At 69.5% G+C, this 13,028-nt stretch carries 11 protein-coding genes; 1 reads left to right on the top strand and 10 read right to left on the bottom strand.

Annotated elements, in window-relative coordinates; translation table 11 throughout:
- Positions 1 to 36: 36 nt before the first annotated feature.
- Genes rng through ACQY9S_RS03380 form a run of 8 tightly spaced genes read right to left on the bottom strand, consistent with a single transcriptional unit; the run spans position 37 to position 6,940 of the window.
- The gene (gene rng / locus ACQY9S_RS03415; protein ID WP_428423168.1) at positions 37 to 1,506 is read right to left on the bottom strand and encodes a ribonuclease G; all 1,470 of its coding nucleotides are present in this window, start codon (positions 1,504 to 1,506) and stop codon (positions 37 to 39) included.
- A 26-nt stretch (positions 1,507 to 1,532) separates the two neighbouring features.
- Complete coding sequence (locus tag ACQY9S_RS03410) at positions 1,533 to 2,147, bottom strand: Maf family protein (RefSeq protein WP_428423167.1); 615 nt, start codon at positions 2,145 to 2,147, stop codon at positions 1,533 to 1,535.
- A 5-nt stretch (positions 2,148 to 2,152) separates the two neighbouring features.
- Positions 2,153 to 2,623: a 23S rRNA (pseudouridine(1915)-N(3))-methyltransferase RlmH gene (gene rlmH, locus ACQY9S_RS03405; RefSeq protein ID WP_428423166.1), complete on the bottom strand. Its 471-nt coding sequence runs from the start codon at positions 2,621 to 2,623 to the stop codon at positions 2,153 to 2,155.
- Positions 2,620 to 3,333 (bottom strand): ribosome silencing factor, encoded by a 714-nt coding sequence (gene rsfS, locus ACQY9S_RS03400; RefSeq protein WP_428423165.1) that lies wholly within the window; start codon positions 3,331 to 3,333, stop codon positions 2,620 to 2,622. The genes rlmH and rsfS overlap by 4 nt, the downstream gene beginning before the upstream one ends.
- A gap of 24 nt (positions 3,334 to 3,357) precedes the next feature.
- The gene (nadD, locus tag ACQY9S_RS03395) at positions 3,358 to 3,936 is read right to left on the bottom strand and encodes a nicotinate (nicotinamide) nucleotide adenylyltransferase (protein ID WP_428423164.1); all 579 of its coding nucleotides are present in this window, start codon (positions 3,934 to 3,936) and stop codon (positions 3,358 to 3,360) included.
- A 56-nt stretch (positions 3,937 to 3,992) separates the two neighbouring features.
- Complete coding sequence (gene hemF / locus ACQY9S_RS03390) at positions 3,993 to 4,913, bottom strand: oxygen-dependent coproporphyrinogen oxidase (RefSeq protein ID WP_428423163.1); 921 nt, start codon at positions 4,911 to 4,913, stop codon at positions 3,993 to 3,995.
- 13 nt (positions 4,914 to 4,926) lie between these two features.
- The gene (gene purD / locus ACQY9S_RS03385) at positions 4,927 to 6,207 is read right to left on the bottom strand and encodes a phosphoribosylamine--glycine ligase (RefSeq protein WP_428423162.1); all 1,281 of its coding nucleotides are present in this window, start codon (positions 6,205 to 6,207) and stop codon (positions 4,927 to 4,929) included.
- Positions 6,208 to 6,214: 7 nt separating this feature from the next.
- Positions 6,215 to 6,940 (bottom strand): YebC/PmpR family DNA-binding transcriptional regulator, encoded by a 726-nt coding sequence (locus tag ACQY9S_RS03380; RefSeq protein WP_428423161.1) that lies wholly within the window; start codon positions 6,938 to 6,940, stop codon positions 6,215 to 6,217.
- 99 nt (positions 6,941 to 7,039) lie between these two features.
- Between ACQY9S_RS03380 and ACQY9S_RS03375 the strand changes: the two genes are divergently transcribed.
- On the top strand, positions 7,040 to 8,650 hold the full coding sequence (locus ACQY9S_RS03375; protein WP_428423160.1) for a helicase HerA-like domain-containing protein: 1,611 nt from the start codon (positions 7,040 to 7,042) through the stop codon (positions 8,648 to 8,650).
- 17 nt (positions 8,651 to 8,667) lie between these two features.
- On the opposite strand, the gene ACQY9S_RS03370 is transcribed toward ACQY9S_RS03375, so the two are convergent.
- Positions 8,668 to 11,754 (bottom strand): efflux RND transporter permease subunit, encoded by a 3,087-nt coding sequence (locus tag ACQY9S_RS03370; protein ID WP_428423159.1) that lies wholly within the window; start codon positions 11,752 to 11,754, stop codon positions 8,668 to 8,670.
- The gene (locus ACQY9S_RS03365) at positions 11,751 to 12,944 is read right to left on the bottom strand and encodes an efflux RND transporter periplasmic adaptor subunit (protein WP_428423158.1); all 1,194 of its coding nucleotides are present in this window, start codon (positions 12,942 to 12,944) and stop codon (positions 11,751 to 11,753) included. Before ACQY9S_RS03365 ends, ACQY9S_RS03370 begins: the two co-directional genes overlap by 4 nt.
- Between the last annotated feature and the right edge of the window lie 84 nt (positions 12,945 to 13,028).

The raw sequence follows: 13,028 nt of genomic DNA, 5'->3' as shown, positions 1-13,028 counted from the left end.
CGGGAGGCAACAGGCGCCCGTTCGTTCCGAGGCCGCTCATATCAGGACAATGTCGTACGCCTCCGGCGACAAGCCCGGCTCCGTCTGCAGCGACACCGGCTTGCCGATGAAGTCCGACAGGCCGGCAAGGTGCTGACTCTCCTCGTCGAGCAGCATCTCGACCACCGCCGCGCTGGCGACGACGCGGAACTCCTTCGGATTGAACTGGCGCGCCTCGCGCAGGATCTCGCGCAGGATGTCGTAGCACACGCTGCGCGGCGTCTTCACCTGGCCCTTGCCCTGGCAGATGGGGCAGGGCTCGCACAGCAGGTGGGCGAGCGACTCGCGGGTGCGCTTGCGCGTCATCTCCACCAGCCCGAGCTGGGTGAAGCCGCTGACCGTGATCTTGGTGCGGTCGCGCGCGAGCTGCTTGCGCAGCTCGGCGAGCACCGCGCTCTGGTGCTCCTCGCGCACCATGTCGATGAAGTCGATGATGATGATGCCGCCGAGGTTGCGCAGGCGCAGCTGGCGCGCGATCGCGAGCGCCGCCTCGAGGTTGGTCTTGAAGATCGTCTCGTCGAAATTGCGCGCCCCGACATAACCGCCGGTGTTGACGTCGATCGTCGTCAGCGCCTCGGTCTGGTCGATGATGAGGTAGCCGCCGCTCTTGAGGTCGACGCGCCGCGCCAGCGCCCGCTCGATCTCCTGGTCGATGCCGAACAGATCGAAGATCGGCCGCTCGCCGTGGTAGTGCTCGAGCTTGGCCACCGAGCTCGGCGTGTACTGCTCGCCGAACGCCTTCAGCAGCTCGTACTGCATGCGCGAATCGATGCGCACCGCTTGCGTCTGGTCGTTGGTCAGGTCGCGCAGCACGCGCTGCACCAGGCTCAGGTCCAGGTGCAGCAAGGTGCCCGCAGGCGCCTTGAACGCGCGCTCGCGGATGGCGGTCCAGGTCTTGCGCAGGTAGGTGATGTCTTCGGCCAGCTCGGCGTCCGTGGCCTCCTCGGCGTTGGTACGCAGGATGAAGCCGCCGCTGTTGCCGCCGTTCGGCGGGACGATCAGCGCCTGCATGCGCGTGCGCAACTGCTCGCGCAGCTCGTGCGAACCGATCTTCTGGCTGATGCCGATGCGGTCGTCCTGCGGCAGGAACACCAGCAGCCGGCCGGCGATGCTGATCTGCGTCGACAGCCGCGCACCCTTGGTGCCGATCGAGTCCTTGATGACCTGCACCAGCAGCGCCTGGCCCTCGAACACCTGCCGCTCGATCGGCGCTGGCGCGCCGGCGTCGCGTCCCGGCACCTCGTCGCGGTGCAGGTCGGCCACGTGCAGGAAGGCGGCGCGCTCCAGCCCGATGTCGATGAAGGCGCTCTGCATGCCCGGCAGCACCCTCGCCACGCGCCCGGCGTAGATGTTGCCGACCAGGCCGCGCTCGAGCGTGCGCTCGAGGTGCAGTTCCTGCACCGCGCCGTTCTCGATGACGGCAACGCGCGTCTCTTGAGGGGACCAGTTGATCAGGATGTCTTGCATGCGGGTGATGTTAAGGGTGGGCGGGCTCAGAACTGCCACCCCAAGGGCCGGAGCAACTGCGCCGTCTCGAACAAGGGCAGGCCCATGATCCCCGTGTAGCTGCCCTCGACGTGCTCGATCCAGGCCGCCGCCTGGCTCTGGATCGCATACGCCCCCGCCTTGCCGTGGGACTCGCCGCTGGCGACGTAGCGCACGATCTCGTCGGAAGCCAGCGCACGCAGACGCACGCTCGAGACCTGCAGCCGCAGCTGCGGCTCGAAGGCCGCATGCGGGGCCTCGACCACGGCCACGGCCGTCAGCACGCGGTGGGTCTGGCCCGACAGGGCCTCCAGCATGTGGGCCGCCGCTTCGTCATCGACCGGCTTGCCGAAGATGCGCTCGCCCAGCACCACCGTGGTGTCGGCGCACAGGATCGGCGCGGGCGGCAGTTCCCGCTGCAGCAGCCGGACACGGGCGGCGGCGAGTTTGGCCAGCGTCACGCGCTGCACGTAGTCGGCGGCGGCCTCGCCGGGCAGCACGACCTCGAGCGCCTCGCTGTCCTCGTCGGCGCCGGGCAGCAGCAGCTCGTGGCGCACACCGATCTGCAGCAGCAGCTGGCGGCGGCGCGGGCTCTGCGAAGCGAGATAGAGGAACTCAGGCACGGTCGCTACTCACGGTGATAGGGATGCCCGGCATTGACCGACCAGGCCCGGTACAGCGCTTCGGCGAGCAAGACCCGTGCGAATGCGTGCGGCAGCGTCAGGTCCGACAGGCGCAGCGTCTCGTCGGCACCGTCCTTCAGCGTATCGGCCAGGCCGTCGGGGCCGCCGACCAGCAACGCCACGTCGCGGCCGTCAAGCTGCCAGGCCAGCAGCCGCTGCGCGAGCTGGGGCGTCGTGAGCCGGGCCCCGCGCTCGTCGAGCACGACGCGGCGTGCGCCCTTCGGGCAGGCCGCGTCGATGCGCTGCGCCTCCGCGGCTTTCATCGCCTCCACCGTCTTGCCCTGGTTGCGCGGCTCGGCCTTCACGGCCTTGAGCTCGACGCGCCAGTCGGGCGGAAAGCGCTTGAGGTAGTCCTCGCAGGCCGCCTGGGCCCAGCCCGGCAGGCGCTGGCCGACGGCGACCAGCGCCAGCTTCATGTCCGGGACGTCTTGCGGGCCGGTGCGGTCTTCGTGGCGGCTGGCTTCTTGGCAGGTGCCCGCCGGGCGGCCGGCGCCTTGGCGGGGGACGTCTTGGCAGGAGCGCTCCTGGCGGGCGCCCGGGTGGGCGCAGCCTTGCGGGCCGGCGCCTTTTTCGCCGCCGCCGGGGTCGCAGCCGCCTTGCGGGCCGGCGGCGTCTTCACCGCCGCTCGCTTGGCCGCCGCCTTGCGGGGCCGGGGCGGGTCAGCGGGTGTCGCCGGCGCCGAACGCGACGAATACTTCGCCGTCGGCTGCTTAGCCGCAGCGCGCTTCGTCGCGACCGGCTCGTCATCGGGAACCGAGGCCTTGACCAAGCCCCTGCTCACCTCGCCGAACTTCATCTTCACCGACTTGCCACCCCAGATCTCTTCGAGGTGGTAGTAGCGGCGGATGTCGGGCTGCATGATGTGCGCCACGGCGGCGCCGCAGTCGACGATGATCCACTCGCCGTTCTCCTCGCCCTCGGTGCGCAAGACCGGAAAACCCTGCGACTTGACGGCGTCGCGCACGCTGGCAGCCAGGGCCTTGGTTTGACGGTTGCTCAGACCCGAAGCCATGATCACCCGCTCGAACAGTGGCGACAGGTGCTCGGTGTTGAAGACCTGGATGTCCTGGGCCTTCACGTCCTCGAGGCCATCGACGATGGCGCGTTGCAGTTTGCGGATGTCCATGCAGCTCCGGGCAAGGTGCCGCCCTCAGGCGGCGGGCGCGCCGCCCCGCGGCGGCGCGTAAAGTCGATAACGGTCAATATAGCGCGCCACCACGGTGGGCACCATGTCGGGAACCAAAGCCTGCGCGGCGCCCCCGGCGGCGAGGTGCGCGCGAATGGCCGTCGAGGACACGTTCATCGGCGGCATCGGCAGCGGCTCGATCCGGTGCCACACGGCCAGCAATTCCGAGGGCAGCGTGGGCGAACGACCGTCCCGGCCCGCCACGGCGAGCGTGACCCGCGTGATCAGTTCGCGCCATTCCTGCCATGTGGTCAGGCGCTCGTACTGGTCCTGCCCGATCACCAGGAACCATTTCGCATTCGGCTCGGCGAGTTGCGACTCGCGCACCGTGTCGATGGTGTAGCTGGGTCCGGGGCGTTCGATCTCGCGGCGATCGAGCTTGAAGCCGCGGTGCCCGGTGATGGCCGCCTTGATCATCCCGGCGCGGTGGGCGCCACTGACCAGCGTGCGGTCCTTCTGCCACGGTGCGCCGGCAGGCACCCAGCGCAGCTCGTCGAGCTTGAGGTGCCGCATCGCGGTCATCGCGAGCACCAGGTGGCCCATGTGCGGTGGATCGAAACTGCCGCCGTACAGGCCGATGCGCCGTTCGCGGATCGTATTCAAACGGCAGCCACCCAGTCGCGCGGGCGCAGGAAGTCGCTGTACAGCAGGGCCTCGGGCGTGCCGGGCTCGGGCTTCCAGTCATAGCGCCAGGTCACGACGGGCGGCATCGACATCAGGATCGCCTCCGCCCGCCCGCCCGACTGCAGCCCGAACAGGGTGCCGCGGTCCCACACCAGATTGAACTCGACGTAGCGTCCGCGCCGGTAGCTCTGGAATTCGCGTTCGCGCTCGCCGTAAGGCGTGGCCTGGCGGCGCTGCGCGATCGGCAGGTAGGCGCCCAGGAAGGCGTCGCCGACGGCGCGCGTCATCGCGAAGCTGCCTTCGAAGGCGAGCTCGGAGAAGTCGTCGTAGAACACGCCGCCGATGCCGCGCGGCTCGTTGCGGTGCTTCAGGAAGAAGTACTCGTCGCACCACTGTTTGAAGCGCGGGTACTTGTCCGTGCCGAACGGTGCCAGCGCGTCGCGGCAGGTCGCGTGGAAATGCGCCGCGTCTTCCTCGAAGCCGTAGTACGGCGTCAGGTCCATGCCGCCACCGAACCAGGTGACGGTTTCACCATCGGCGCGCCGCGCAGCCAGCATGCGCACGTTCATGTGCACCGTCGGCACATAGGGGTTGCGCGGATGGAAGACGAGCGACACGCCCATCGCCTCGAACGGCGCCCCGACCAGCTCGGGCCGGTGCTGGGTGGCCGACGGCGGCAAGGCCTGGCCACGCACGTGGCTGAAACTGCAGCCCCCGCGCTCGAGCAGGCGCCCACCCTCGATCAGCCGCGACAGGCCTTCGCCCTCGAGCTTGCCGCCGGGCTCGCGCGTCCAGCGGTCGCTCAGGAAGCGGCCGCCATCCTGCGCTTCGAGCGCGGTAACGATGCGGTCTTGCAGACCCAGCAGGTAGTCGCGAACGGCGAGCGTGTCGGTCATCGCGGGGCGGCGATCAGCGCTTGATCGCACGGTGGCCGATGTCGTGGCGGAACTGCATGCCGTCGAAGGCAATGCCGGCCAGCGCCTCGTAGGCGCGCGCCTGCGCCACCTTGGCCGAGTCGCCGAGCGCGGTGACGCACAGCACGCGGCCGCCGCTGGTCACGAGGTCCTTGCTCAGGCGCGTGGTGCCGGCGTGGAACACCACCGCGTCCGGCGCCTCGGCCGGCAGGCCGGTGATCACGTCGGCCTTGCGCGGCTGCTCCGGATAGCCGTGGGCCGCCATCACGATGCCGAGCGCGAAGCGGCGGTCCCACTGCAACTCGACCTGGTCGAGCGTGCCGTCGGCCGCGTGCGTCATCACGTCCAGCAGATCGCTCTTGAGGCGCATCATGATCGGTTGGGTTTCCGGGTCGCCCATGCGGCAGTTGAACTCCAGCGTCTTCGGGTTGCCTTGGGCATCGATCATCAGGCCGGCGTACAGGAAACCGGTATAGGGAATGCCATCACGCGCCATGCCGTCCAGCGTCGGCTGGATGATCTCGTGCATCACCTTCGCGTGGATGTTGGGCGTGACCACCGGCGCCGGCGAGTAGGCCCCCATGCCGCCGGTGTTGGGGCCGGCGTCGCCGTCCTTCAGCCGCTTGTGGTCCTGGCTCGTGGCGAGCGGCAGCACGTGCTTGCCGTCGGCCAGCACGATGAAGCTGGCCTCCTCGCCGACCAGGAACTCCTCGATCACGACGCGGGCGCCACCGGCGTTGTGGGTCACGCCGAGCTTGTTGTCGAGCAGCATCCAGTCGACCGCCTGGTGGGCCTCGTCGAGCGTGGCCGCGACGACCACGCCCTTGCCGGCCGCCAGGCCGTCGGCCTTGACGACGATCGGCGCGCCCATCCGGTCGACATAAGCGTGCGCAGCGGCGGCATCGGAGAAGGTCTCGTAGGCCGCGGTCGGAATGCCGTGGCGCTTCATGAAGTCCTTCGAGAAGGCCTTCGAGCTCTCCAGCTGGGCGGCGGCCCGGGTCGGACCGAAGACCCGCAGGCCGCGCGCGCGGAACACGTCCACCACGCCGCCCGCCAATGGCGCCTCGGGGCCGACCACGGTCAGGCCGATCTTCTCGGCCTGCGCGAAGTCGGCCAATGCATCGACCTCGGTGATCGCGACGTTCTTGAGCCGCATGTCGCTCGCCGTACCGCCATTGCCCGGTGCCACATAGACCATCTGCACCTTGGGCGACTGCGCCAGTTTCCAGGCCAGCGCGTGCTCGCGGCCACCACCGCCGATGACGAGAACCTTCATGCTTCGCTCACTCGTCCAGTTCGGCGTTGTGGAACACGGCCTGCGTGTCGTCCAGGTCTTCCAGCACGTCGAGCAGCTTCTGCATGCGCTGCGCGTCCTCGCCGGCCAGGGCCACGGTGTTCTCGGCGCGCATCGTCACTTCGGCAAGTTCAGGCACGAGCCCGGCAGATTTCAGCGCCTCCTGCACCGCCTCGAAGTCGGGCGGCGCGCACAGCACCTCGATAGCGCCGTCGTCGCCGGTGACCACGTCCTCGGCGCCGGCGTCGAGCGCGACTTCCATGATCTTGTCCTCGCTGCTGCCCGGCGCGAACACGAACTGGCCGCAGTGCTTGAACTGGAAGCTCACCGAGCCGTCGGTGCCCAGGTTGCCGCCGTGCTTGCTGAAGGCATGCCGCACCTCGGCGACCGTGCGCACGCGGTTGTCGGTCATCGTGTCGATGATGATCGCGGCGCCGCCGATGCCATAGCCCTCGTAGCGGATTTCCTCGTAGCTGACGCCTTCCTGGTTGCCGGTGGCCTTGTCGACGTTGTACTTGATGCGATCGGCCGGCATGTTGGCGGCCTTGGCCTTCTCGATCGCCAGGCGCAGCCGCGGGTTCATCGCGGTGTCGCCGCCGCCGGCGCGGGCTGCCACGACGATCTCGCGGATGAGGCGGGTCCAGATCTTGCCGCGCTTCTCGTCCTGGCGACCCTTGCGGTGCTGGATGTTGGCCCATTTGGAATGGCCGGCCATGTTGTTCTCGTTTCGGAAAGCTTAGGATTGCAGCGATTTTAGGGGACGCCCTCGCTGGCACCCCAGCCGCCCGCCGACCACCCACCCACCGAGGACTCCATGGCCGAACCGCTCCTGTTAGCCAAGCACGGCGAGATCGAATGCGCGCTGCTGCCGGCGCTGGCCAACCGCCATGGCCTGATCACGGGCGCGACCGGCACCGGCAAGACCATCACGCTGCAGGCGCTGGCCGAGCAGTTCTCGAAGATCGGCGTGCCGGTCTTCCTGGCTGACGTGAAAGGCGACCTGACCGGCATCGCCCAGGCCGGCTCGGTGAGCGACAAGCTGGCCAAGGTGCTGAAGGACCGCGGGCTCGACGCGCCGGCTGCCATCGCCTGCCCGGCCACGCTGTGGGACGTGTTCGGCACCCAGGGCCATCCGGTGCGCGCCACGGTGTCCGACATGGGCCCGCTGCTACTGGGCCGCATGCTGGCGCTCAACGAGACCCAGCAGGGCGTGCTGTCGCTGGTGTTCAAGATCGCCGACGACAACGGCATGCTGCTGCTGGACCTGAAGGACCTGCGCGCGATGCTGCAGCACGTGGGCGACAACGCCAAGGACTTCACCACCGAGTACGGCAACATCAGCGCCGCCAGCGTCGGCGCGATCCAGCGCGGCCTGATGCAGATCGAGGAACAGGGCGGCGACCAGTTCTTCGGCGAGCCGATGCTCGACATCGGCGACTTCATGCAGACCGTCGACGTGACCCTGGCCCCCACGTCGCCTTCGGCTCCTGCCCCCCACGGGGGCGCATCGGCGTCTCGGGGCGGCCCGTCGACACCGATGGGCGTGATCAACATCCTCGCGGCCGACAAGCTGATGAACTCGCCGCGGCTCTACGCCACCTTCCTGCTGTGGATGCTCAGCGAGTTGTTCGAGCTGCTGCCCGAGGTGGGGGACCTCGAAAAACCCAAGCTGGTGTTCTTCTTCGACGAGGCCCACCTGTTGTTCACCGATGCGCCCAAGGCCCTGATCGAACGCATCGAGCTCGTGGTGCGTCTGGTGCGCTCCAAGGGCGTCGGCGTGTATTTCGTGACGCAGAACCCGCTGGACATCCCCGACAGCGTGCTCGGTCAGCTCGGCAACCGGGTGCAGCACGCGTTGCGCGCGTTCACGCCGCGCGACCAGAAGGCGGTCAAGTCGGCCGCCGACACCATGCGCCCCAATCCCGGCCTCGACATCGGGGCCGCGATCACCGAGCTGGCGGTCGGCGAGGCCCTGGTGAGCCTGCTCGACGAGAAGGGCCGCCCCGGCGTGACGCAGCGCGTGTTCGTGATCCCGCCCGGCAGCCAGATCGGCCCCATCACGCCCGAACAGCGCAAGGCCTTGATCGCCGGCTCGCTGGTGGCCGGCGTGTACGAGAAGACGGTCGACCGCGAGTCGGCCTACGAAAAGCTCAAGGGGCGCGGTGCCGCGACCGCCGACGCGGCCGACAAGCTGCAGGCCGACCGCTCGGCCGGCGGCGGTGCGCCGGCACCGCAGGGCGGCGGCGGCCTGTTCGGCGGTCTGAGCGACGTCCTGTTCGGCTCGACCGGCCCGCGCGGCGGCAAGCGCGAAGGCCTGGCCGAATCGATGGCGAAGTCCGCGGTGCGCACGATGGGCACCACGGTCGGCCGCGAGATCATCCGCGGCGTGCTCGGCAGCCTGCTCGGCGGCAGCAAGCGGCGCTGAGACTCGGCCGCCGCACCTCAGCGAGCCTCCACCGCCTCCGGCGTCTGGATCGGCCCACGGCCGCTGTAGCGGTCGAGGTAAAGGTAGATCACCGGCGTCAGGTAGAGCGTGATGGCCTGCGAGAACAGCAGGCCGCCGACCACCGCCAGGCCCAGCGGCTGGCGCAGCTCGGCGCCGGCGCCCAGGCCCAGCGCGATGGGGATCGCCCCCATCAGCGCGGCCAGCGTGGTCATCGTGATCGGGCGGAAGCGCCGAATGCAGGCTTCGCGGATCGCCGCCGCGGGCTCCATGCCGTGATTGCGCTGCGCGTCGAGCGCGAAGTCGATCATCATGATCGCGTTCTTCTTCACGATGCCGATCAGCAGCAGGATGCCGATGGTCGCGATCAAGGTCAGGTCCTGGCCGAACAACCTGAGCATCAACAGCGCGCCGACCGCCGCCGACGGCAGGCCCACGAGGATGGTCAACGGATGGATGTAGCTCTCGTAGAGCACGCCCAGCAGCACGTAGATGACCAGCAGCGCCGCGACGATCAGGATCGCCTGGCTGCCCTGCGAGCTCTTGAACACCGCCGCGTCGCCGCCGTAGCTCGTGATCACCGAGGCCGGCAGGCGGATCTCGCGGCCGTAGGCCTCGAGCCGCTGGGTCGCCGTGCCCAGCGGCACGCCCGGCGCGAGATTGAAGGACACCGTCACCGCCTGCAGCTGCCCGACGTGGTTGACCGCGGTCGGCCCGAGCGTGCGCTCCACGGTCGCAAAACTGTTCAGCGGCACCAGCGCGCCGCTGCTGCTGCGCAGGTAGATGCCGTCGAAGGCACGCTCGTCGCGCTTGGCATCGGGCGCCACTTCCATGATGACCTGGTAGCTGTCGGCGCTGGTGTAGATGGTGGCGATCTGGCGCTCGCCGAAGGCGCTGAACAGCGCATTGCGCAAGGAGTCGATCGACACGCCCAGGGTGTTGGCCTTGTCGCGGTCGATCCTGAGCGACGCCTGCAGGCCCTTGAGCTGCGAGTCGGACGTCACGTCGCGGAACCCGGTGTCGGCGCGCAGCTTCTCCTGCAGCTTGGTGGCCCAGTCGTTGAGCTCGTCGGCCTTCACGCTCTGCAGGATGTACTGGTACTGGCTCTTGCTGGGCCGCCCGCCGAGCTGCAGGTTCTGCACCGGCTGCAGGTAGACGGTGATGCCGGCCACGCTGCGCAGCTTCTTGCGCAGGCCCTCGACCACCTGCTTCATCGGCAGCCGCTCGGCGCGAGCTTTCAGGTTGAGGAACATGCGCCCGGTGTTCTGCGTGCCGCTGCCGCCGTTCACGGAGTTGACGCTCAGCACGTTCGGGTCGGCCAGCATCAGCTGCACCACTTGGTCCTGCAGTTTGACCATCGCGTCGAACGAGGTGTCCTCGGACGCCTCGGTCGACACGCGGATCTGGCCGATGTCCTCTTCGGGGAAGAAGCCCTTCGGGCTGGTCGCGAACAGCAGCGCCGTCAGCGCGAAGGTCAGCAGGCCCACCCCCAGCACCAGCCGCCGGTGGCGCAAGGCGACGTCGAGCGTGCGCACATAGGCACGGGTCGTCGCCGCGAAGGCGCGCTCGAAGCCGCGCACCAGCGCGCCGGGCCGGCGCTGCGTGGCCTCGGGCTTCAGGTAGCGCCCGGCCAGCATCGGCACCAGGGTCAGCGAGACGAAGGCCGACACCAGGATGGCCAGCGAGACGATCACCGCGAATTCGTGGAACAGCAGGCCGATCACGCCCGGCATGAAGAAGATCGGGATGAACACCGCGACCAGCGAGGTCGAGATCGAGATGATGGTGAAGCCGACCTCGCGCGAGCCCTTCAGCGCCGCCTCGAACGGCGCCATGCCCTGCTCGACGTGGTGCATGATGTTCTCGAGCATCACGATCGCGTCGTCCACCACCAGGCCGACCGCCAGCGTCAGGCCCAGCAGCGAGATGTTGTCGAGGCTGTAGCCGCCGGCCCACAGCAGCGCCACCGCGCCGATCAGCGACACCGGCAGCGACAAGGTCGGGATCACGGTCGCGACCGCGCGGCGCAGGAACAGGAAGATCACCAGCACCACCAGCGCGATCGTGCCCAGCAGCGTCAGGTTCACGTCGTGCAGCGCGTCGCGGATGGACGTCGAGCGGTCGTTCAGCAGGCTCAGCCGGATCGACTGCGGCAGCTGCGCGGTGAAGCCCGGCAGCGCGGCCTTCACCGCGTCCACCACCGCCACCGTGTTGGCGTCGGGCTGGCGCTGCACGGCCAGCGTGATCGATGCCTCGCCATTGAAGTTGGCCGAGGTCTTCACGCTCTCGTAGCTGTCTTCGACGGTGGCCACGTCGCGCAGCCGCACCGTGTTGCCGTTCTTGCTGCTGACGATCAGGTCGGAGAACTCGGCCGCGTTGCGCAGTTGCCGGTTGGCCTGCACCGTCAGCGTCTGCCGGTCGCCATCGAGCGTGCCGACCGGCGTGTTGGCGTTGGCGGTGGCCAGCGCCGCGCTCAGCTCCTCGAGCGCGATGTCGCGGGCCACCAGGGCCTGCGGATGCACCCGCACGCGCACCGCGTAGCGGCGCTGGCCGAAGATGTTGACCTGCGCAACGCCGGGCAGCGTGGAGAGCGTCGGCGAGATCAGGTGCTCGGCATAGTCGTTCAGGTCCGACAGGTTCAGCGACGGCGAGGTCATCGCCATCAGCAGCACCGGCGCATCGGCCGGGTTGACCTTGCGGTAGGACGGCGGCGCGGTCATGTCCTGCGGCAGCGAGCGCTGCGCACGCAGCAGGGCCGCCTGCACGTCGACCGACGCGGCGTCGATGTCGCGGCCCTCGTCGAACTCCAGCGTCAGCGAGGTGCTGCCCAGCGTGCTGGTCGAGCTGATGAGGCTCAGCGACGGGATGGTCGAGAACTGCTTCTCGAGCTGCAGCGCCACCGACGTGGCCATGGTCTCCGGGCTGGCCCCGGGCAGCGCGGCCGAGACATTGATGACCGGCGTGTTGTAGCTCGGCAGCGCGGCGATCGGGATCTGCCGGTAGGCGATCACGCCGCCCACCACCATCGCCAGGTTCAGCAGCACCGTCATCACCGGACGGCGGATGAACAGCTCCGACAGGTTCATGGCTGCGGCCCCGAGGCGGCCGCGGCCCGCCTGCCGGGCCGGCTCGCCGCGCCGGAGGGCGCCGCCGCCTGCTCGACCACCGGCGAGCCGGGCCGCAGGTTCTGCTTGCCGTCGACGATGACGCGCTCCGCGGCCTGCACGCCGGTGACGACCGCCACGTCGCCGGCCGAAGCCACGACGTCCACCGTGCGCAACTGCGCCTTGCCGTCGGCGCCGACCACGTAGACCGACTTGGCCTGCGCACCCTGGATGATCGCGGCCTGCGGCACCAGGATCGCGCCGGGCAAGCTGCCGACGGCGAGCTTCACGTCCACGTAGGCGCCCGGCCACAGCTGCTGCTTCGGGTTGGCGAACTGCGCCTTGACCTGCACCGTGCCCGCATTGGCGTCGACCGCGCTGTCCACGAACTGCAGCGTGCCGGTGAGCGTGCCCCGGGCGTCCGGCAGCTGCGCCGTCACGCGGCCGGAGCCCGACTTCAGGCTGGCCAGCAGCGCGCCGATGTGGCGCTGCGGCACCGGGAAGCTGACCGCGATCGGGTCGAGCTGCGTGACCGTCGCCAGCGCCGGCGAGGCCGGCGTGACGTAGCTGCCGGCATAGACCGCGATCGCACCGACGCGGCCGGTGCTCGGCGCAACGATGCGGGCATAGCCCAGGTCCACGCGCGCCGCCTGGATGGCTGCACGATCGGCCGCGACCACGGCCGCCTGGGCCTCGACCTGGCTCAGGTTGGTGTCGACCGCGCTCTGCGAAACGAAGTCCTGGCGCAGCAGGTCGCGGCTGCGCGCCAGCTGGCGCTCGGCATCGGCCAGCGTCGCCAGGTCCTTCTGCAGCTGGGCCTGGGCCTGGGTCACGCGCACCTCGGCGGCCCGGCTGTCGAGCGTGAAGAGCGGCTGGCCGGCCTGGACCGTCTGGCCTTCGCGGATGTGCACCCGGGTGATGGCCGCACTGACCTGCGGGTGGATCTCCACGCGGTTCAGCGCGCTGACGGTGCCGGTGGCGCCCAGCTCCAGCGCGAAGTCCTCGCGTCGGGCTGCCACCGTCGTCACCGTGACGGCCGGCCCGGCCCCGGGCGCCGACGCCGCGGTGGCACTCGCGCCCGATGCCGCCAGGCGCGGCGCCAGGGTCCAGGCGAGCGCCGCCACCGCTGCGACCAGCAGCACGGCGATCCCCAACAGGGTTGTTCTTTTCATTTCGAAGCGAATCTCGGGCAAAGGCGAACGGTGCCATGCGAGCTCAAGCCACGCATGAAGGAGTGTGAACTTGCGTAAAGCGGT

The organism is Methylibium sp., assembly GCF_965279545.1.
Classification (GTDB): Bacteria; Pseudomonadota; Gammaproteobacteria; order Burkholderiales; family Burkholderiaceae_C; genus Methylibium.
This window is presented reverse-complemented; position numbering and strand designations above follow the sequence as displayed.

Excerpts from the sequence above, each read along its gene's own strand:
- rlmH (WP_428423166.1), bottom strand. The coding sequence starts at position 2,623 with ATGAAGCTGGCGCTGGTCGCCGTCGGCCAGCGCCTGCCGGGCTGGGCC.
- purD (WP_428423162.1), bottom strand. The coding sequence starts at position 6,207 with ATGAAGGTTCTCGTCATCGGCGGTGGTGGCCGCGAGCACGCGCTGGCC.
- ACQY9S_RS03370 (WP_428423159.1), bottom strand. The coding sequence starts at position 11,754 with ATGAACCTGTCGGAGCTGTTCATCCGCCGTCCGGTGATGACGGTGCTG.
- ACQY9S_RS03365 (WP_428423158.1), bottom strand. The coding sequence starts at position 12,944 with ATGAAAAGAACAACCCTGTTGGGGATCGCCGTGCTGCTGGTCGCAGCG.
- hemF (WP_428423163.1), bottom strand. The coding sequence starts at position 4,913 with ATGACCGACACGCTCGCCGTTCGCGACTACCTGCTGGGTCTGCAAGAC.
- rsfS (WP_428423165.1), bottom strand. The coding sequence starts at position 3,333 with ATGGACATCCGCAAACTGCAACGCGCCATCGTCGATGGCCTCGAGGAC.
- rng (WP_428423168.1), bottom strand. The coding sequence starts at position 1,506 with ATGCAAGACATCCTGATCAACTGGTCCCCTCAAGAGACGCGCGTTGCC.
- ACQY9S_RS03375 (WP_428423160.1), top strand. The coding sequence starts at position 7,040 with ATGGCCGAACCGCTCCTGTTAGCCAAGCACGGCGAGATCGAATGCGCG.
- nadD (WP_428423164.1), bottom strand. The coding sequence starts at position 3,936 with ATGGGCCACCTGGTGCTCGCGATGACCGCGATGCGGCACCTCAAGCTC.
- ACQY9S_RS03380 (WP_428423161.1), bottom strand. The coding sequence starts at position 6,940 with ATGGCCGGCCATTCCAAATGGGCCAACATCCAGCACCGCAAGGGTCGC.